Here is a 21,071-nt window from a genome sequence, read left to right as displayed (position 1 = left end):
GCCTCGCCTAGGCTAAGCTTCGTGCTCGCAACCACCGTAGGGCTTCCTCCTACTTACTCAAATACATACTCTTCTCTTTATACAATTGCCTAAAATAAGGATCATATAAATCTTTAATAAACAATATAGCCTCGCCGGTCGATTTCATTTCAGGGCCAAGTTCTTTTTCAATTTCAGGAAATTTATTATAAGAAAAAACAGGTTCCTTAATGGCAAATCCCTCAAGCTTACGCATAATATTAAAATCCTTCAATTTCTTTGCACCCAACATTACTTGTGTAGCAATATTTATATAAGGAACTTGATACGCTTTTGCAATAAAAGGCACGGTACGACTGGCACGAGGATTTGCTTCTATCACATATACATAATTATCTTTAATGGCAAATTGTATATTTAACAATCCACGAACATTTATTGCATGGGCAAGCCTCACAGCATAATCAGTCATCGTTTTTACTACGCCGGCATTCAGTGTAAATGGTGGTAATACCGCCGATGAATCTCCACTGTGGATACCCGCAGGTTCTATATGTTCCATCACGCCAATAATATGTACATCTTCGCCATCGCATATACAATCTACTTCAGCTTCTTCTGCTCTATCGAGGAAGTGATCTATAAGAACTCTATTGCCAGGTAACTCACCCATCAAACCTATAACAGCTTGTTCCAAATCTTCATCATTAATCACGATTTTCATCCCTTGTCCGCCCAGCACATAGCTGGGGCGAACCAATACAGGGTATCCAACTTCCTTTGCTACTTTTATAGCTTCCTCGGCGGTTTCTGCTACACCATATTGCGGATACGGAATTCCCAATTCTTTTAATAAGTCGCTGAACAAACCACGGTCCTCGGCAAGATCCATATCTTTATATGAGGTGCCAATAATTTTCACGCCATGTTCTTCCAATTTTTTAGCCAATTTTAAAGCAGTTTGTCCGCCTAATTGAACGATGACACCTTCTGGTTTTTCGTGCAAAATTATTTCACGCAAATGTTCCCAAAACACAGGCTCGAAATATAATTTATCTGCCATATCAAAATCGGTACTCACCGTTTCTGGATTACAATTTATCATAATAGCTTCATAACCGCATTCTTGTGCAGCCATAAGTCCATGTACACAGCTATAATCGAACTCAATGCCTTGACCAATGCGGTTTGGGCCCGAGCCGAGTACAATAATTTTCTTTTTAGGAGATGGTGTTGATTCGTTACTATCTAAGTGTTGCATGATTTTATATTATACAAAAAAAGCAGCCTTCAAAAATAATGGCTGCTTTTTTTTGTTATTCATATTATTAGTATTATTTATCCTTTTTCTTTTCAGTTTCTTCTCCTTCACAAATGCCTTCGCAGGCATTGCAATTTTCGTCGCAGTGTTTCCATTCTGTTTTGAATGCGGAATTTTCATCCTTCGGATTGAACATCGAAATAGCAGAACCTAATTCTGCAGCAGCTTCGTCGTATGCGGCTTGCACTTTTTCGGCTGTTACTTCTTTGTCGCCTTTGTCTGCCTTCTCTTTCATGGTTTTAAGGTCGGCACTTTTTGTATCCGATTTGGCAACCGCTTCCTTATATGCTTTGTAAAGGCTGTCCATATTTTTGGTGATTTCGGAACATGATTGTTTCAACGAGTCGCACTGCTTCTCTTTGCCTTTCTGTGGCTTGCAACTCATCTTCTCATCGTTCATTTTTTTCATGTCGTCCTTCATTTTCACGAGGTCGGCATCGAAACCAGCAAGGACTGTTTTCAGACTGTCCCAGTTTTTAAGGTATGCCGCATTGGCATCACCATCTTTCTTGCCCGACTTGCAAGAGAACATTACTGTAGAGGCCGCGAAAGCCATAACAAAAAGAAATTTTAGATTTTTCATGATTTGTGTGTTTTAATTTGCGGGACAAAAGTAATACTATTGATTTAATAATTTTCAACAATGGAACAACATTCTATCGAATCGGGCAAAGCCCCTGAACCTGTGGGTTTATACCCTCATGCACGACGTGTAGGCAACCTTCTTTTCCTTTCGGGAGTAGGCCCGCGTGAACGTGGTACAAGAAAAATTCCTGGGGTAGAACTCGATGAGCAAGGACAAATTACCAGTTACGATATCGCAGCCCAATGCCATTCGGTTTTCAAAAACGTGAAATATATTTTGGAAGATTCGGGCAGTAGTTGGGACAAAATTGTAGATGTGACGGTTTACCTCACCAATATGAAAGACGATTTCCCCATCTATAATAAACTTTGGGCGGAATATTTTGCCGAGAACCCACCTTGCAGAACCACTTTAGAGGTTAATTGTTTGCCCACACCTATTGGGATCGAGTTGAAGGTAGTGGCAACGGTTTAATTTATGATTTAATGATTTGCAATTTGGCTGACGCGAGAATTTATTGACGAATTAAGATTGCCACTAATGCTTGGATTTAAAAAATTAGAAATTATAAGGTCCTAGGGGGACGACCTTTTGGTAAAAAATAATGATAGTGGAAAATAAAGTCCTGCGGGGAAGACCTTATAAATATGATGAAAACGATGCAACTGATTATAATTTTCCTTTTAATCAATAATTTGACAAGTGCCCAAAGCCAAGATTATAAATTAATGAGAGATAGTTTGTCAAAACTGTCTTGCGAACCTGTTGATAGTGCAACATTTTATCAGGCCAAAGTAAACATGGAAACTTTTGACACCAATCTGATTTCAAAAAGTATCCAATTATATTATAGAGATTTGGCTTGGTGTTATTACAGAATCTATATGAAAACTGAGAATTTGGAATATATAAAAGCTGCAATTGGTATGTTTGAAAAAGCACTTCCTCATAAATCGGATTACACTGCGGTCCTTTGGGATATATCATTCTGCCACTATATTTTGGGTAATTGTAAGGAAAGCAAATTCTATTTGAAAAGATATAAAAAAATCACTCCGAAAAAGTACTGGGATAAAACATTACTGAGTCAAATGTTGAAAAAATGCAAATGATTTCATACTGCTGCTGCGACCACCCAGACCAAGGCTACAGAAATAAGCACAATTATAAATAAAATATTGAATGAAGCGAAACGAAATTTTCAAGCCCCGATTCAATACTATTTTCTTATATAATACCAATTCTTAAACTAAAATAGTTCTCCGCCTGTGGCGAATTTAGTTTTTAGAATGGTAATGCCGAACTACATCCCGAAAGCCCCGCAAACTTGCGGGGGAATTAGCCCTTTCTTTTGGACTATTATATATTGAGTTTCGGTATAATCGATATGGAAGAATATTTTCACTACGATACAGTATCAACTGCTATTAGTAAGCTTAGGAAACGGCTTTAATATTGATTTCAATTTAGAAGAAAACTGCCTTGTTTGCCATACAGGGAAATTCGAAGTGGATGATTTTGAGATTGTAGACGTATACCGCTACGAAGGCGACTCCGACCCTGCAGATGAAGCTGTGGTTTATGCCATCGAATCAAAGACGGGTGTTAAAGGTATTTTGGTAACAGGTTATGGAATTTATTCTGATACCATTTCAGCGAAAATATTGGAGAAACTTAATAAGAGAAAACAATAAGTAAAACCTAATCCTATTTGGATTGTTGTAATACACTATATGCAGATTAAAAAAAAAGTAATTGTAATAGGTGGAGGCTTTGCAGGAATTCAATTTATTCAAACACTCGATGAAAAATTATTTGAGGTCCTGCTCATTGATAAAATCAATCACCATCAGTTTCAACCCCTATTTTATCAAGTTGCTACTTCACAGCTTGAGCCATCAAGCATTTCATTTCCGCTAAGAAATATTTTCAAGAAAAATAAAAATGTTCAAATAAGGCTTGCCGAAGTATTAAGTGTAAATCAAATATATAATAAAATTGCTACCACAATAGGTGAATTTGAATATGACATCTTAGTGATTGCAATAGGTTGCAAAACAAATTTTTTCGGCAATGAAAATATCAGTAAAAATACACTGACCTTAAAAACAACTTATGATGCAATTACTATTAGAAATCACATCATACAAAACTTCGAAAATATTATATCGGCGGAAGAACATGTAAAAGAAAGTTTGTTTAATTTAGTGATTGTAGGTGCTGGTCCCACTGGGGTTGAGCTATCAGGAGCATTTGCTGAAATAAAGAAACATATATTGCCCAAAGATTTTCCAGGAATCGATTTTTCTAAATTTAATATCACCTTAGTGGAAGGTAGTAAAGATACTTTAAATAGTATGAGTGTTACTGCAAAAAATGCTTCGAAAAAGTATTTGCAAGAAATGGGCGTTACCATATATACCGAAACTTTTGTAAAAGACTATGATGGTGAATTTTTAACTTTGAGCACAGGTGAAACTATCAAAACAAAAACAGTAATTTGGGCAGCTGGTGTTATAGGAAATACCATACCGGGATTTCCTATAAGTATCATAACAAACAGCAATAGATTTAAAGTAAATCGCATCAATAAAGTGGAAGGCTCGGAAAATATTTTTGCTCTTGGTGATATAGCTTCCATGGAAACACCAAAGTATCCAAAGGGCCATCCCCAATTGGCAAATGTGGCTATCAATCAGGCGAAACTATTAGCCAAGAATTTGAAAGCTATATATTATAATAAATCTACTAAAGAATTTGAATATAAAGACCTTGGTTCCATGGCCACTATTGGTCGTAACAAGGCTGTGGTCGATTTACCCTTTATACAATTTAAGGGATATTTTGCGTGGTTGGTTTGGATGTTTTTGCACCTCATGCTTATACTCAGTGTGAAAAATAAATTGATTATATTTATTAATTGGGCATGGGCATATATTACAAAGGATACTTCATTGCGATTGATTTTAACGCAAGGGAAGAAGAAGTAGTATTATAATAAATTGGATTTTGAAAAAATAATATTGTAATTAGTCATTCTGTTCGCCGCGGCGAACAGAATGACTAATTACAGTGAAAACCTTCCCAACTCCACTACCAATTCCGTAGCCGCAGGAATACCCATCACATTCTGCACTGTAAGCGTTAGCTGTGTTTTAAACTGACCCAATTTATAACGAGATGGATTGCTATTTATATGATTAATAATTCGCCCAAATAGCGGACCTTCATAATATGAGTTTTGCACACCTAAGGGGAAGTATAATACCAAAGTTTTATTTTTGAGTGTCGTTTTTTCTAATAATAATACTTGACCTGCCCACTTCAATTTCATCCCATCTAATAAATCTATCACTGCGGGCGGTAAGCTACCAAATCTATCTTTTAATTTGTAAGCAAACTTCTGCAAATCCTCGTCCTTAGTGATGTTTGAGAGCTCACTATATAAACTTAATCGCTCCGTTCCACTTCGCACATAACTATCAGGAATTACCATTTGTACATCGGTTTCTATAATAACATCTTTCTTGGTTTCTATAATAGGTTCGTCTTTAAATAAATCTGCAAATTCTTCATCTTTGAGTTCGTGAACTGCTTCATCCAAAATTTTATGATACATATCATAACCAATTTCTGCTATAAATCCACTTTGTTCGGCACCCAATAAATTTCCGCTACCACGTATATCCAAATCACGCATGGCTATATTAAATCCACTTCCCAGTTCGCTAAACTCTTCCACGGCACTCAGCCTTCGGCGGGCATCTTCGGTAAGCATAGATAATGATGGAACCAATAGATAACAATATGCTTTCTTATTACTTCTACCCACACGCCCACGCATTTGATGTATATCACTTAGGCCATACATGTGTGCATTGTTTATGATAATCGTATTTGCATTGCTAATATCCAAACCACTTTCTATAATAGTTGTGGCCACCAATACATCATATTCTCCTTCCACAAATTTAATCATAACCTCTTCCAACTCATGACCCTCCAGTTGTCCATGACCCACACCCACTCTAGCTTGCGGACACAGTTCACGAATTTTATCAGCAATATCATATATATCTTTTACACGGTTATGTATTACAAATGTTTGCCCACCACGTTGTATTTCTTCATTAATTGCATCACGTATTATATCATCATTTGTGGGATGCATTTCGGTGGTAACAGGTTGCCTATTGGGCGGTGGTGTATTTATGATACTTAAATCACGAGCACCCATCAAACTAAAATGCAAAGTTCGTGGAATGGGCGTAGCAGTAAGGGTGAGCGTATCTACATTAATACGCATTTGTTTTAATTTTTCCTTGGCGACTACACCAAATTTTTGTTCTTCATCTACAATTAGCAATCCCAAATCTTTGAACTGCATATCTTTTGAAAGTATGCGATGTGTTCCTATGATTATATCAATTTTTCCGCTTTTTAATCTCGTTAATATATCTTTTTGTTCGGTGGCCGTTCTAAATCTATTTAAGAAATCTATACTCACCGGGAAGTCTTTTAAGCGTTCCCTAAAAGTACGATAATGTTGACTAGCCAATATAGTTGTGGGAACTAATATAGCTACTTGTTTACTATCATATACTGCCTTGAAAGCCGCACGCACCGCCACTTCGGTTTTGCCAAAACCCACATCTCCACATATTAGTCGGTCCATCGGATGGGGACTTTCCATATCTTTTTTAAAGTCTTCGGTGGCCTTTGCTTGGTCGGGTGTATCTTCATATATAAACGATGCCTCCAACTCTGTTTGCAAATAACTATCGGGTGTGAAAGCAAAGCCAGGTGTAGATTTGCGGGCTGCATATATTTTTATTAAATCGCGAGCTATATCTTTTATTTTTGCTTTGGTATTGCGTTTCAGCTTGTCCCAAGCGTCGCTTCCTAGTTTGTGCAGTCGTGGTTCGGTGCCATCTTTTCCTACATATTTTGCAATTTTATGTAGCGAATTTATACTCACATATAATAAATCATTGTCTCTATATATTAATCGAACTACTTCGTTCAACTTCCCATTCATCTCCATTTTTTCAAGTCCCGCAAACTTGCCAATACCATGGTCGGCGTGCGTTACATAGTCACCAGTTTTTAAGTCACGAAGTTCTTTAAGTGTGATTGCTTTATTGCGTGAATATTGTTCGCGACCACGATGCCGGTAAAATCTGTCGAATAGTTGGTGCTCGCTATAACAAGCTACTTTTAATTGATGGTCAATAAAACCCTCAGTGATAGCATGAAATATAGGTTCGAATTCTATGTCGGGATCCAGGTCATCAAATATACTATATAGTCTTTCTATTTGCCTGCCGCTTTCACTAAAAACATATATCTTATATTCTTTTTCTTTTAACAATTTAAAGTCGTCACGAATGAGCGTAAAATTTTTATTGAAGGAGGGTTGAGGCGAAGTTTTAAATTCAATCTCGGTAGTATTTTTCAGCATTTGTCGATGACTATATTCCACAAGTTTGAAAGATTGTATTTTCTGCATCCAATCCTCGGTGAGCTCAAATAAATCAAGAGCTTTCACTTCAAACACATCACCTTCGGGAGTTTCCAAGCTTATAATTTCTCCTGCTGCCTTTTTCGCAATTTTATCTATAGTCTCTTTGGCATATTGTAAGTCTTTGGTGAATATGATAGTGTCCTTATCCAAGTAATCAAAAAACGACTGACGACTTTGAATGGCAGCAGCAGTTTGTATATTTGGAACTAGAGAAAAGAAATCTAATCTTTTGGTAGAAAGTTGGTCGGCAGGATTAAATTCTCTGATAGTTTCTATTTTATCTCCATCCAATTCTATGCGGTAAGGGTAGGGGTTTGCAAAAGAAAATACATCAATGATACCACCACGAATAGCGAAAAATCCTGCTTCATATACAAAATCAGTTCTATCAAAATGATGCTCGTTCAAAAACTCTATCATAAAATCGATATCCAAACTATTGCCTACTTTTAAATGATACGTGCTTTTCTTGAGTTCACCCTGTTCCAATACCATTTCGGCCAATGCCTCAGGCCAACTCACAATTATTTCTTTATGTGTGGCTGCCGATAAGCGATTTAAAACTTCGGCTCTTTGTAGAATTAATGAATTATCGGGCTGCTTATATTGAAAACTTTTTTTGAAGGAACCTGGAAATAAATTCACCACACGCCCTTCGAGTAATGATTGTAAATCGCCTAACAATGCAGTTGCTTCATCGGCATTATCGGTAACGAATAAAAGCGGCATTTTGTATTTGCTCAGCACTGCGGCAAGATTCAAAGCCATTGCCGAGCCTGTGAGTCCGCTGAGGTGCAGGTTTTTTTTGGGACGAGCAAGGTCAGTAACCAATTGATTTGCTTGGCCTTTTAATACCTCATCTAAAAACTCACCTAATTTCAAATTCTCACTGCAAATATACTAGTCTTTAACTATCCCCGATAGCTATCGGGGTGAAATGATTGAATGAAGACTATGATAATATTAATAATTTAAAAACTATATAAAACAAAACCCCGTACATTGCATAAAATATCACGATGAAGAAACTAAAAATATATTATATTATTTTTACAGCAATGTTTTATACTTCTGCATCTTTTGCACAGCGTAATCTGAGTAAATTTACTTTTGCAAAACCTATGACAATAAATCCGTTTTTTGCTCCCTCATTATATAGCTTCAATAAATTCTCACACTATAACAATATTGTTCAGGGCGTGCAATATCAAGCAATTCCAAATAATTTCCATTACACCGCCTTCTTCTGCAAAATGGAATTAAAAGCCATGAATCATTTTGGCATTTGGATAAAAGTACATGTTGGCGATTATGATAATTATAGTAAGACGTATTATAGAAAATAAATTTATTCAGAATCAGGCTGCAAACAAATTATTCATTATAAGTTTTCTCTTTCCAATACCACCAGTTCAGTTTTTCTGGCTCATGGTTTTGTTCTGTTGCATAAAACACGGCACAACGAAAAGTATATAACATCCAGATATCATGATGACTGCCCGAAAACGCATTCAGTTTTTTATATTGAATGCAGGAGTTCTAGTACTTCAAATTTGATATTTTCCTAATGCCAATATTCTATAAATCCAAAGTACAAGCTTTTCCAACACTGGATATCGTCTGCAATTGTTTTAAAATTGTTTTTTGTTGAGTATGCATTCGGCAAATCTAACATGGATAAGCATGGAAATCAGCACTTAAAAATAATAACATAATCTTTTAAAAAAGATTTGTTATTACGTAGCAAAAAAACTAACTTTGTGAAGGCAACCATTATGACTTTTTGAAGTCTATATATGGCGACCAACTGAGCACGATAACAAAATATATGCATTGAAAAATCTACAGAAAATAGTACTTATTATTACGCTGTTTTGCTTGCCCATACTAGGGTTTGCCCAATGTAGTTTTCTCACTTTCAAAGCCGATACGACCCAAGGTTGTGCCCCCACTACAATCCGTTTCGCCGTTCAAAATTTTCAGGCAGGGAGTACTTTTTCATGGGATTTTGGCAATGGTTTTACCTTTCCTTCCTATTCTGATAGCGTAAAATATAATTTATATAAGTTTCAAGGTATTTTTGATGTGAAGCTCAAAGTTGTACTACCCAATGCCGCAGTGTGCAACGTGAACAAATATAATTATATCAAAATTAATGGCAATGTCAATATTCTGGTTTTTACCAACACGAGCAACCTCTGCAAAAAGACGGATACCGTAACCATAACCGACTCTACCCTGATGGTGAAAACCCGGGAGTGGGTGATAGATGGAGTGAAGTTGACTGATACAAGTCGACAGATAAAATATACTTTTGGGAGCATCGGCTTTAAGCAAATAAGTATTAAAATAAGCACGACTGATGGGTGTGTGGCTTCGCAAATTATGGATTCAGCGGTAACCGTCTGGGACAGTGTCGGCCTCGATTTTAATGCCAGCAAATACAATGGATGCCCTCCGTTTACTTCCAATTTTGTTCCACTTATGTTGCTGAATGGGCAAAAGGTGAAAACTTATAATTGGGGCTTCCCTAATGCCAAACCTACATCAAGCAATGTACAGTCGCCTAAAGTTACCTACACAAAACCAGGAGATTACGATGTGTCTTTGCAAATAAGTACCATACAAGGATGTACTTATAAATACAATAAAATAAAAGCAATTACGGTATATAACCAACCTAAAGTGAAATGGAAAATAGACCGCAAATATGCTTGTTTGTCTGATACAATTATGGCACAGGCATCTATTACCAGTGGTTTGCTGAAGCGAGTACAATGGGATTTTAACCCGCCAGGCCCTACTATACTCGACTCTTCGCTTACTTGCGATTCTATGCATTTTAATCTATCGCAAGGCGGTAGTTATGCAGTTACTATCAGGGTTAGCTATGATGATTGCGAAGTGGATACGATAATCAATCCATTTTTATATGCGAATGAATTACGTGCCGAGTTCGATGCCAATTATAAAACCCTGTGCGTTGCACCCGATACTGTTACCTTCATCAATCAAACTATTGCCAATTCCAATAAAAACATCAAATATAAATGGTTGTTCTATGATAGTGCTGGTAAAGTAATAGACAGTTCAACGCTTTTAAACCCAAGCCATATATACAAAAAGTATGGTAAATTTAAAGTATCGCTACAGGCCTATGACGACACCTGTTTCTCGGAAGCTGTAAAAAGTGAATACATAAAAATATTACAGCCCGACAGTGTACAAATAACAGCCGCCCCCAATAAATGTTGCACAGGCGAGAAGGTAAATTTTTCTTCCCAACGCTCTGGATTTTCAGATAAGTTCAAGTCGCGATATATATGGAAAATATATACCAAAAATTTTGACAGCCTCATAGCCACCGATACCAATGCCAATCCCAAAATAATGTTTAAGGATACTGGAATATATGCAGCGGTTTTTATTGCTTATAATATGGGCGGCTGTGCCGATACGGTTAAGGACTCAGCTATTGTGCATGTGCTATTGCCCGAGGCCGATTTTAAAATTAATACCAATGTGCTATGCTTAGGGCAAAGCCTTACTTTAACTAGCTTACCCGTCACCAAATTTAAAAGCCCTTTTTATAACTGGATCATTAAACACCACGATAGTGCCAATGTGAAAATCACCATGGGTGGATCTATGGTTTCAACTCCGCTTCCCAAAGTGGGGAGTTATGATATATATCACATATATGGGACGGCTACTTGCCAAGACACTTTCGTGAAATACAATGCCGTAACGGTGAATGGTCTCGATATAATAGGCATGGTAAATTATACACAAAGTTGTGTACCCTTAGCTTTCTCCGTGGGCTCTAAATTGATGTATAATGTTCATGCTGGAAACCCAAACGACACCGTAGTTTATTACTGGACTTCCGATAACTTGGATGTTAGTTTTAGTCAGCCGGACTCTCCTACAACCAATGTAGTAATGCCCGTTACAGGATGTTTTAAAGTATCGCTGCAAATAGCAAACAGTATGGGTTGTAATGTAAATTATCCCGATGTATTTAAAGGTTGTGCAGGATTATATGCCAATTTTAAAATGACGAGCAATACACCCTGTGTGGGCGATACGGTATACACCGTCAACAAATCAGGTTTGTCCACCAAGTTCAAATGGTATTCTACGCCACCTGGCAAAGTGGAATTTTTGCCCAATGATTCTGTTTCCAATCCCAAATTATTGTTTAATGACTCTGGAAATATTAAAGTGAGCATGATTGCTTTTTCTCAAGTGGGATGCAGCGACACTGCCACCTACAACGTGAAAGCTAAAAAAATATTTGTCGATTTTTATTCGCCAGATACGGTTAGATATTGTGGCCCTTCCACAGTTACTTTCTATGTTAAATCGCTGAACAACGATTATTATGAATGGGATTTTGGTGATGGGTCAGCAACTATTGCCGGCTACCTTAAAAAAGTATCGCATGTATATGATATTAAAAAAGGTAAAAACAAATGGGATATCACGTTTAAAGTTACGGATAATATAGGTTGTAATAGCACCATTATAAAACCTAATTATATAAAACTAAATGGCCCAGTGCCTTCTTTTGATATGATAAGTGCTGCGGGTTGCGATCCGTTGCAGGTTACAATTAAAAATACTTCACAAAATTGCCTTACTACTTATTTATATAATGATATTGGAGGTTTGGATAGCAGTGGTGGCAATCCTACCTTTACCTATAATTTGCTGAATAAAAATAATTTATACGAAATATACCGACCTTATATGTACGGAATAGATAGTAACCGAAGTTGTAAAAAACTGTTCTTCTCCGATGATAGCGTCTTGGTGTATCAAAGACCAAAGGCAAAGTTCTCCGTTTCGGATACTGTAGCGTGTGCAAATTTGAAGGTGAATTTTTATGATTCCTCTTTTGCAGCCTTCAAACATGAATGGGATTTCAACAACGATGGAATCGTAGACGATACCAATATCAATACTTCCAAGGTATTTACGGTTCTGGGTAATTATACTGTTAAATTAAAAGTAGAGAATATAGCGGGCTGCGTCGATTCAGCAATATATACCAATTTGGTGCGGGTAACCGATACACCCAATTTCGAGTTCGACTACACGGGGAAAGAGTTCTGTTTCGGTGAAAAAGTATCATTTATACTCATACAAAAATCATTGGGTTCTATAGTGAAAGTACATTGGGATTTTGGTGACCCGAATGACAATGCCGATACTGCCAATATTGTAAATCCAGATTATATATTTAAGAATGCAGGGCATTTCCCAGTATCAGTTTATGTAGAAACAGATGGTAAGTGCTATACAACTATTTCAAAAGATACCTTGGTAAGGATATTGGCACAGCAGCCTAATCCAGCCACATCTATTATATATGCAACAGTACTGAATAATCAGGATATAAAAGTAGTTTGGGGTAAATGCCCCTCAACTTATTTCTATAATTATAAATTATATAGAAATATTAATGGGGTGAACACTTTATTATATACAAGTACTACCCTAAACGATACCGTATATATAGATAAAAATGCTCCAGTTGGAACACAGTTATACGACTATGAAGTAATTGCTGAAGACCGCTGTTTTGCTGATACTTTAAAAGGTTGGGTACATAATAATATTTTACTCAATATTGATACCATTGGCAAAAACGCCCATGTACTGAATTGGAGACCTTACCACGGATGGCCTTTAATAAATAGCAAACCAGTACCACATACTTTATATAGGTCTACCTCTTTCACGGGTTATTTTGCACCCATTGCATACTTCACCGATGATTCAAGTTATATAGACTCGAATTTGTGCGACTCCTTATATTTTTATTATATTATAGCTGCAAATACGATTACAGGCGACACTTCCATGAGTAACCTTACCTCTCAACACCCCAATTACCTAGGGCCCGATACTCCTATATATTTAAAAAATGTAACGGTGGTCGATAATAATTATTTGCTAATAAGCTGGGATACGAATAATATATGGGACAAAACCAATAGGTTTTTTATGATGCGGCAGTATGGCAAAGGGCCTTATTTATTATATCAAACATTGAAAGCACCCGAGTATGAAGACCGATATGTAGATATAGAAAACAGCATTTATCATTATAAGATTATTAGACAAGACCAATGCTTGGTAGTGGGACCTGCGGGCAATGAAGGCAATAATATAGTACTACGCGGAACTAATAAAGATGATATAACCTATTTGCATTGGAATGAATATAAGCAATGGAAAAATGGCGTAAAAAATTACCGTATAGAATTATATAATTATACCAAATTGCGTTACGATGTAATTGATTCTACCACCGATACCACTTATACAGACAAGGTTATTAGAAACTATATAGATTCAGCATTTTGTTACCATATAGTTGCTGTAGAAAACGACCCACTAAACCCTGCCAATAGTATGTCGAATATGGCCTGTGTGAAATTGCCAGCCAAAGTTTTTTTCCCCAATGCTTTTACCCCGAACAATGATAATTTGAACGAGGTTTTTAAACCTACTATATCATTTGTACACGGAGCAGATTATAATAACAAACTTAAATATCGTTTCGAAATATTTGACCGTTGGGGTGGACGGGTATTCTTAACCAATGACCCCATGAGTGGTTGGGATGGTAAAATTAATGGTGTATTAGCCGAGCCCGGAGTATATGTGTACACGATGGAATCAGTATCATTCCTCGACTTGCAAACCATTATACAAAATGGTAGTTTTCATTTGTTGAGAGGGAGAGAATAATTCTATTATATTACCGTCGACTAAAGTCGGACGGTAATATAATAGGACGGTAATACTAAATTATATATGCCTTTTATTTACGGCACTAAAACTGCGAGAATAAAAAAATATACTGACAATGAGCAAACTTGTAAGTTGCGGGGTGTTCGACCATAGGGTAAAAGTATATAGAGATTATTTTCATTTATTTTATATTCCGCACTTTCCTTCTGACGATAAGACAGTTGAAATTCGTTGTAATGTTTGCACGGAACCTTTAAGGAGTGATACCATACAATGGCATTATGCAGATAAAACCGGGACACCTTTTTATTTATATTCATGGTTGCTACTGATAATTGCTCTATTTATCACTAGCATATTGATTGCAGGAACTGGAAGAAAAAAAAACCGAGGAATATATAAATGCTTCAATGATTGGGGATGTATATAATACCAATTCTTAAACTAAAATAGTTCTCCGCCTTTGGTGGATTTAGTTTTTAGAATGGTATGCCGAACTACATCCCGAAAGCCCCGCTTAATCCCGATAATTATCGGGATGCGGGGGGATTAGTCCCCCTTTTTTTGGACTATTATATATTGAGTTTCGGTATAATTTACAATATAAACAAATTCCCTATAAACTAAATGATGAAGATTATTTTGCGAAGGATGAAGAATTGTATTATACAAAAACTGAATTAAAGAATATGTATAATAACAATGAGATATGGTCTGTTGACCGCAACTACAGGGATGATGAGGGGTTTAGGCGTTTGAAGTGAAAATATTATTTTGCTTTTTTTAATTTTATCCAGGCAAATCCTGTGTGGTTGCCACTCAGCGACTGATGACTTGTGGTTATATATGAAATAAAAAGCCTTTCGACTTTGGCAAATAGCCTACTCTACCACAATCTTTTGAGAAATATGTCCAACAAGTATTATATATAATCCTTTTGGTAAATGCCCGACATTTATATTGTACAATTTCTCTCCGCTGGTAAAAGTACTAAACACTTTTTTACCCAGCACATCATATAATGTTATATTTGTTTTTTGTGGCGGCAAACCATTAATATACAATAAATCATTAGTAGGATTGGGGAATATATGATATACATTTTTTATATTTTCTCTTCCTTCATACTTTCCCAAATTGAAGTTTTGTTATACAAATAAACAGTATCTGTTCCCCCATCTACATACAAAGTATCCCCTTTCTTTATATTTGGCATATACTCCATAGGTTTAGCTCCTTCATCAAAAGGTATGCGTTTTAAATCACTATCAAATTTCATTAATACCAAGGGGGTGTAACTTAAAGATTCTCCCAATCTAATAGCAACTAAGGATGTATTATTATATGTATGAAGAATATTAGGATAATATGTGCCCGACACATTGCTATCCCATATCCATTCATTATATACTTTACCACTCAATGATGATTTTCTTATCAAAAACTTCCAATCCCAATTTGAGTATGGTGGTTTCCGATAAGCTCCTATTTCTATATTTACACTATCATCTAACTGATATCCTGCTTCTAGAGACTTTAAACTATCTTTTGAGCAAGTGGCTGTATAGCTTAATATCTGCCCATTGGTATCTAATTTTATTATATGATTGTTTGAGTTAAATCCATTTGTATTTTTCTTAATATCGGCATTAAAATAAATATAACCATTTGGGGTTGAATAAGAGTTGTATCCAAAATATCCATCCGTCTCCCCATAATATAAAGGATGTTTCCATTTTGAAGTAAGGTCATCCAACCTTAAATAGCGTATAACAGGGGCTGTTTCTTTAATTTGTGAATCAAGAGGTTCCCAATGACTACCTGATAAGATAAGGGCATTCCATTCGTGTTTTATTTGAATAAATTCATACTCCTGCCTAAATGTGTTGTAATGCGTATAATTACCATTGCTATCTATCCGCATCACAAATGAATATAATTTGTTCGGGGTCTCTTGTTCGGCAGAGCCTGTTATAATAAAACTATTTGTAATAGTATCATATACTATAGCTTCAAAATGAAAATCCTTGCCAGTACCTCTATAATATTTTAACGCTACCTTGTTCCCATAGCTATCAACCTTAAGCATATAACCTAATGCAGCATATTGATCGTTATAACCAATAAGTCCAAAAGCATAATAATTGCCTTGTTTGTCTTGGTGTACATGTGTTAAATATAACCAATTTGTATCAACCTGCCCAATACGGTATAAATTTTTAAACTCAGCTAAATTACCATTGCTGTCAAGCGTATATAATGCAGCGTGAGAAGTATTTTTTGTGGCGGGCAAATTTAATCCTATCATAAAAATACTATCGTTCAATTGTATGGGTTTGGCAAAATACTTAGTGTATTGTTTATGAATCTTTGTATAGGTTTGCCCAGCCATATTATAGTAATAACCGGCAGAAAGACTACCTAAGTTATGCATCAATGGTTACACTCTGCGTGTATTGTTCTTGCATGTTTAAATCTACTATCTTAAAAACAACCGTAATTTGGCTAGATTCATTACTACTTAAAACAAAAGAAACAGAAACAGTAAATGGATTGGGAGCAACCGTAACAGTTGTGCTAAAGGGCAAAGTGTAATAACTAGTATCATTATTAACTGATAGCGGTGTCCCATAACTGATAGCTTTTGCCTGCTTAAACAGAAAATAAAAGAGGCTTAAGAAAAAAAGTTCTGAAAGGTAGGTAAACTGAAACATTTTAAATTTTTGGGTAATTTTGAATAATGAATAATTTTATTTTAAGAGTAATTGATTTAAATAGGAGACAAATATAATTTCTTAGATTCCAAAAAAAAGGAATGGTTGTATGATCTTAAAAACAATTTTTATATCCCTTAATTTCAATCACTTAAAAATTTATTTCCCAACTTGCCCAACTTTTGCAAGGCGAAGTTCGACTAACCTTTTGACAACGCAATTATAATATGTCAACCCGAAGTGAAATAGCACAAGCCGAGACCAAACAACAAGAATTTGTTGAGGCAGATATGCTGAAAATTATTGAGGGTTGTAAAAAAAATGACCGACTTAGTCAGGCAGCGTTGTACAAAAAGTTCTTTGGTAAAATGATGGCAATGTGCTTACGGTATGCCGCTAGTCGCGATGAAGCTTTGGAGATTTTGAACGAGGGGTTTTTGAAAGTATTCACCAACTTAGATAACTATAATTCTACGGGCAGTTTTGAAGGATGGGTAAGGCGTATCGTATTTCACACCGCAATGGATGCTGTGAGGACAAGACTTCGCTACAAAGAAGAACCTATGGCAGAAAACTTTGATGCAGGTATTGCGGAGAATCTCACCGATAATTTGCAAGCAGCGGACCTGATGTTATTATTACAAAAACTTCCAGAGGCAACCCGCACCGTATTTAATTTGTTTGCAATAGAAGGATACAAGCATCAAGAGATTGCAGACCTTTTAAAGATAAGCGAAGGCACTTCCAAATGGCATGTGGCCGAAGCTAGAAAGCAATTACAAAAAATGCTAAACCAACTGAACTATTAAAAAGATTATATATATAATGAACGATAAAAAAATAGATATAGACCAACTCTTCAACAGCCGCTTGAGCAAGGCCGAGGAAGCATTTGATCCTAACGCGTGGGAAAAGATGCAACAGAAGCTGAACGATAACGAAAACAGAAAAGGAGGATTTATATACCCCGATAGTTATCGGGACCCTAACAAATCAACCAAACTAAAAACAATTGCTATTATGACTATTTTAATCGCCGGTATTGCTGCTATAAGTATATATAACTATAGCCCCCTGCAAACTGCTAACGCAGACCAAACAAATCCAAGTATTACAAATCACAACCTCACAAATAATTCGCAAGTGGCCAATGCCAATCCTACAACACAAGCTACCAAGCAAAATACTGCAAATTATAATGCTGGTATTAATAGCTCTAAGACGCCTACAAATAAGGTTCAAACTGCGAATACAGCAGCCATGAAATTAAAAATTTCAAAGGCATCAACTACCGATCCAATAATTGCGAAAATACACACCAAGCAAAGCACAGAATTTATTAACACCCTAGCCACACTCCCATCTTATAAATTGACTGCTAATACAGTAAATATATTAGACCATGAACAAAACAATCCAGACAGTGCCAAATTAGCCAATTTAGTTTTAGGCAACAAACGCTATCGTTATGATAAACCCTGGCTGGGTTTTCACTTAACAGGTATGGTACCTCTGGGCATGAAAAACGACTCAGGAAATTATCGCTACCGCCCTGGCATTGGTATCAATTTGGAATTGATGACTGGCGATATACTTAAAGCAAAATATATAGGAGTATCAGTAGGCGGCTCGATGGGATTTTTGTGGAACGGACAAAGTCGTAAACAAAATGTAACCCTTGCCACCCCCAATAACGACAGTGGTTACACACGATTATATAATATGAACTTCCACATGGATTTGATCGCCCGTGCCGAGTTTGGCAACCGTCGTCTTAAACCTTTTGTAGATGGAGTAATTGGGTTGAGAAACATGTCTACATTTCAAACGGTGAACAGCTATGAAACAATACAAGGCTACGAAGAAACTACGAATACGCAGTTAAGCTCATGGGCACTGCAATACGGCATGAGTGCCGGACTTCGCTGGCACTGGATACCCGGTGTTTCAGTAGACTTGAGAGGAACATTATATAGTGGTACCAATATTAACTTTATTGATGTAAAACGCACGCCGTTTAATGGCAGTACTGCCTCGTATAATCCAGTAATAAATACGACACCCAGCAATATGTTTGTGCTGCGATTGGGTTTACTTTTCGATTTGGATGAGATGTCGTATAGCCAACAAAAAACCAAACATAATTTCAATACCAGTACTAGCAGCTATCCACAACGCTACACCAAAAGTACCCCAGTATACGACAACAAAAATGATGGCAATAATGGAGGAAAAACTAGTGGCAGCAGCGGAGGACAAGTGGGAGGCAGTAAAGGAAGTGGCAGTAAAGGAGGTACTCCATTGAAGATAAAAGTTCCCACCGCAGCCCCCGTAAGAAAGTAATACAGACGAAGCTTTGATAGAACCCGGCATAAGTGTCGGGTTTTTTGTTTTGATTTTTATTTGGGGTTTATTGCGAGAAAACCCTATTATAGTCTTAACTTTGCACGCTTATATTGAAGCTGTTAGTTAGGAAGCAAGCTGCATTCTAACTATACAATTATTATACAACCCATGTCTGCATTTAAAAAAGAGATCACCTTGTTCGACGCTACTATGCTAGTGGCGGGAACGATGATAGGCTCTGGAATTTTTGTGGTCTCTGCGGATATAGCCCGTACTGTGGGTTCTTCGGGATGGTTAATGCTATGTTGGGTGCTTACAGGTGTGATTACCATGGCTGGTGCTTTATGTTATGGCGAGCTCGCTTCAATGTTTCCAAAAGCAGGGGGACAGTATGTATATTTGAAAGAGTCATTAGGCAAACCCATTGCATTTTTATATGGATGGACTTTATTCTCAGTGATACAAACGGGAACGATTGCAGCCGTTGGGGTCATCTTTGCACGATACACCGCTGTTATTTTCCCTTGGTTTAGTGAAAAACATATACTATTTGAAGTAATGGGATTAGCGATATCAGCCGCTCAAATATTATCCATTGGTATTATAGTATTGCTTACTTTTCTCAATTCGCAAGGGGTGCGGAATGGGAAATGGATACAGAATATTTTTGGGGTAACCAAAATAGGAGCATTGGTTTTACTTATTATACTGGGAATTTTATTGGCAGCAAATTGGGAAACATTATCTCATAATTTTCAGAACGCCTGGGATGCAAAAAGCTATAAAGTTATTGATGGAAAAGAAATCATTACAAACCCAAGCGGTTTGGCTTTGTTGTTTGTAATAGGTTCGGCAATGGTAGGTAGTTTATTCAGCAGTGATGCATGGAATAACGTAACTTTTGCAGGCGATGAAATTGTGAATCCACAACGAAATATTCCTAAGGCGTTACTATTGGGAACGGGCATGGTAACATTGGTATATATACTTACCAATATGATGTATCTGAGTGTACTCCCTATACATGGAATTCCCACAGCAGCAGCTAGTGCCGCTGAGCATGGTATTGCTTATGCCACCGACGACCGCGTAGCTATGGGCGTAAGCGAAATGATGCCTGGAGGATTTTGGGCTATAGCTATTGCAATTCTTATCATGGTTTCTACCTTTGGTTGTGTAAATGGTTGTATACTTTCGGGTTCGAGGGTATACTATAGCATGGCGGCCGATGGTTTGTTTTTTGGATTCCTCAACAAACTAAATAGTAAAAGCGTACCCGCACGTGCACTGTGGATGCAGGCTATATGGGCGTCAGCACTTTGCCTTAGTGGTAATTATGGTAATTTATTAGATTATATTATGTTTGCCGTAATATTATTCTATATACTCACCATTATAGGATTGTTTGTTTTAAGAGTAAAACGCCCAGAAATTAACCGACCTTATAAAGTAGTATTATATCCTTTTCTTCCTATATTATATATATTGTTAGCAGGCACTTTTTTGGTCTGTTTATTAGTCGCCAAACCCGAGTATGCACTCATTGGTTTATATATAGTATTGGCAGGAATACCTGTATATTTCTTATTCAATTATTTTTCAAAAAAAACACAATAACCCGTCCTTTTACCATTATAGTGCAGGGCACAAATTATATTATATATTATGAAACCATCATACAATAAAACAACGAAAAAACCCGCAAGTGCAGGAGCCAAACGCAGCTATACAAAACGCGAGGACAAGCCTGCATACAATGACCGTGGGCCTGAAAAACGTTCCTATACAAAACGTGAAGACAAGCCTGCATACAATGACCGTGGGCCTGAGAAACGC

General features: G+C 36.7%; 16 protein-coding genes and 1 pseudogene. 10 read left to right on the top strand and 7 right to left on the bottom strand.

Annotated elements, in window-relative coordinates:
- Nucleotides 1-49: 49 nt before the first annotated feature.
- Nucleotides 50-1,222, bottom strand: a pseudogene (locus SGJ10_00895) (ATP-grasp domain-containing protein).
- Between the two features lie 91 nt (nucleotides 1,223-1,313).
- A complete protein-coding gene (locus tag SGJ10_00890; GenBank protein MDZ4756679.1) occupies nucleotides 1,314-1,883 on the bottom strand; it encodes a hypothetical protein in 570 nt (189 codons plus the stop codon).
- Nucleotides 1,884-1,943: 60 nt separating this feature from the next.
- Here SGJ10_00890 and SGJ10_00885 point away from each other — a divergent pair, with 60 nt between their 5' ends.
- From SGJ10_00885 to SGJ10_00870, 4 genes are all read left to right on the top strand, one after another.
- The gene (locus SGJ10_00885; GenBank protein MDZ4756678.1) at nucleotides 1,944-2,360 is read left to right on the top strand and encodes a RidA family protein; all 417 of its coding nucleotides are present in this window, start codon (nucleotides 1,944-1,946) and stop codon (nucleotides 2,358-2,360) included.
- 185 nt (nucleotides 2,361-2,545) lie between these two features.
- The gene (locus tag SGJ10_00880) at nucleotides 2,546-2,998 is read left to right on the top strand and encodes a hypothetical protein (protein MDZ4756677.1); all 453 of its coding nucleotides are present in this window, start codon (nucleotides 2,546-2,548) and stop codon (nucleotides 2,996-2,998) included.
- A gap of 396 nt (nucleotides 2,999-3,394) precedes the next feature.
- Nucleotides 3,395-3,580, top strand: coding sequence for a hypothetical protein (locus SGJ10_00875; protein MDZ4756676.1), 186 nt, complete (start codon nucleotides 3,395-3,397; stop codon nucleotides 3,578-3,580).
- 39 nt (nucleotides 3,581-3,619) lie between these two features.
- On the top strand, nucleotides 3,620-4,876 hold the full coding sequence (locus SGJ10_00870; GenBank protein ID MDZ4756675.1) for an NAD(P)/FAD-dependent oxidoreductase: 1,257 nt from the start codon (nucleotides 3,620-3,622) through the stop codon (nucleotides 4,874-4,876).
- A gap of 77 nt (nucleotides 4,877-4,953) precedes the next feature.
- Here the strand turns inward: SGJ10_00870 and mfd are convergent, their stop codons facing one another.
- The gene (gene mfd, locus SGJ10_00865; GenBank protein MDZ4756674.1) at nucleotides 4,954-8,292 is read right to left on the bottom strand and encodes a transcription-repair coupling factor; all 3,339 of its coding nucleotides are present in this window, start codon (nucleotides 8,290-8,292) and stop codon (nucleotides 4,954-4,956) included.
- Between the two features lie 137 nt (nucleotides 8,293-8,429).
- Here mfd and SGJ10_00860 point away from each other — a divergent pair, with 137 nt between their 5' ends.
- Nucleotides 8,430-8,756 (top strand): hypothetical protein, encoded by a 327-nt coding sequence (locus SGJ10_00860; protein MDZ4756673.1) that lies wholly within the window; start codon nucleotides 8,430-8,432, stop codon nucleotides 8,754-8,756.
- Nucleotides 8,757-8,784: 28 nt separating this feature from the next.
- On the opposite strand, the gene SGJ10_00855 is transcribed toward SGJ10_00860, so the two are convergent.
- Nucleotides 8,785-8,925, bottom strand: coding sequence for a helix-hairpin-helix domain-containing protein (locus tag SGJ10_00855; protein ID MDZ4756672.1), 141 nt, complete (start codon nucleotides 8,923-8,925; stop codon nucleotides 8,785-8,787).
- Between the two features lie 318 nt (nucleotides 8,926-9,243).
- On the opposite strand from SGJ10_00855, the gene SGJ10_00850 reads away from it, so the two are divergent.
- Complete coding sequence (locus tag SGJ10_00850) at nucleotides 9,244-14,172, top strand: gliding motility-associated C-terminal domain-containing protein (protein MDZ4756671.1); 4,929 nt, start codon at nucleotides 9,244-9,246, stop codon at nucleotides 14,170-14,172.
- 118 nt (nucleotides 14,173-14,290) lie between these two features.
- Nucleotides 14,291-14,605 carry a hypothetical protein gene (locus SGJ10_00845; protein MDZ4756670.1) on the top strand — a complete coding sequence of 105 codons (315 nt, stop codon included), beginning with the start codon at nucleotides 14,291-14,293 and terminating at the stop codon, nucleotides 14,603-14,605.
- A 451-nt stretch (nucleotides 14,606-15,056) separates the two neighbouring features.
- On the opposite strand, the gene SGJ10_00840 is transcribed toward SGJ10_00845, so the two are convergent.
- The 3 genes from SGJ10_00840 to SGJ10_00830 are packed head-to-tail and all read right to left on the bottom strand — an operon-like array spanning nucleotide 15,057 to nucleotide 16,889.
- Nucleotides 15,057-15,311, bottom strand: a complete 255-nt coding sequence (locus tag SGJ10_00840; GenBank protein ID MDZ4756669.1) for a T9SS type A sorting domain-containing protein — start codon at nucleotides 15,309-15,311, stop codon at nucleotides 15,057-15,059.
- On the bottom strand, nucleotides 15,281-16,567 hold the full coding sequence (locus SGJ10_00835; GenBank protein MDZ4756668.1) for a hypothetical protein: 1,287 nt from the start codon (nucleotides 16,565-16,567) through the stop codon (nucleotides 15,281-15,283). Before SGJ10_00835 ends, SGJ10_00840 begins: the two co-directional genes overlap by 31 nt.
- Nucleotides 16,568-16,601: 34 nt before the next feature.
- A complete protein-coding gene (locus SGJ10_00830) occupies nucleotides 16,602-16,889 on the bottom strand; it encodes a hypothetical protein (GenBank protein ID MDZ4756667.1) in 288 nt (95 codons plus the stop codon).
- 227 nt (nucleotides 16,890-17,116) lie between these two features.
- Between SGJ10_00830 and SGJ10_00825 the strand changes: the two genes are divergently transcribed.
- The 3 genes from SGJ10_00825 (at nucleotide 17,117) to SGJ10_00815 (ending at nucleotide 20,852) form a co-directional block, all read left to right on the top strand.
- Complete coding sequence (locus SGJ10_00825) at nucleotides 17,117-17,698, top strand: RNA polymerase sigma factor (GenBank protein ID MDZ4756666.1); 582 nt, start codon at nucleotides 17,117-17,119, stop codon at nucleotides 17,696-17,698.
- Nucleotides 17,699-17,714: 16 nt separating this feature from the next.
- Nucleotides 17,715-19,232 carry a hypothetical protein gene (locus SGJ10_00820; protein ID MDZ4756665.1) on the top strand — a complete coding sequence of 506 codons (1,518 nt, stop codon included), beginning with the start codon at nucleotides 17,715-17,717 and terminating at the stop codon, nucleotides 19,230-19,232.
- Nucleotides 19,233-19,403: 171 nt separating this feature from the next.
- Nucleotides 19,404-20,852: an amino acid permease gene (locus tag SGJ10_00815; protein ID MDZ4756664.1), complete on the top strand. Its 1,449-nt coding sequence runs from the start codon at nucleotides 19,404-19,406 to the stop codon at nucleotides 20,850-20,852.
- The last annotated feature ends 219 nt before the right edge of the window (nucleotides 20,853-21,071 follow it).

The sequence above is a fragment of the Bacteroidota bacterium genome (assembly GCA_034439655.1).
Lineage (GTDB): Bacteria > Bacteroidota > Bacteroidia > UKL13-3 > UKL13-3 > CANJUD01.
Note: the sequence above shows the minus strand (reverse complement) of the source record. Positions and strands in the feature narration are given on the sequence as shown.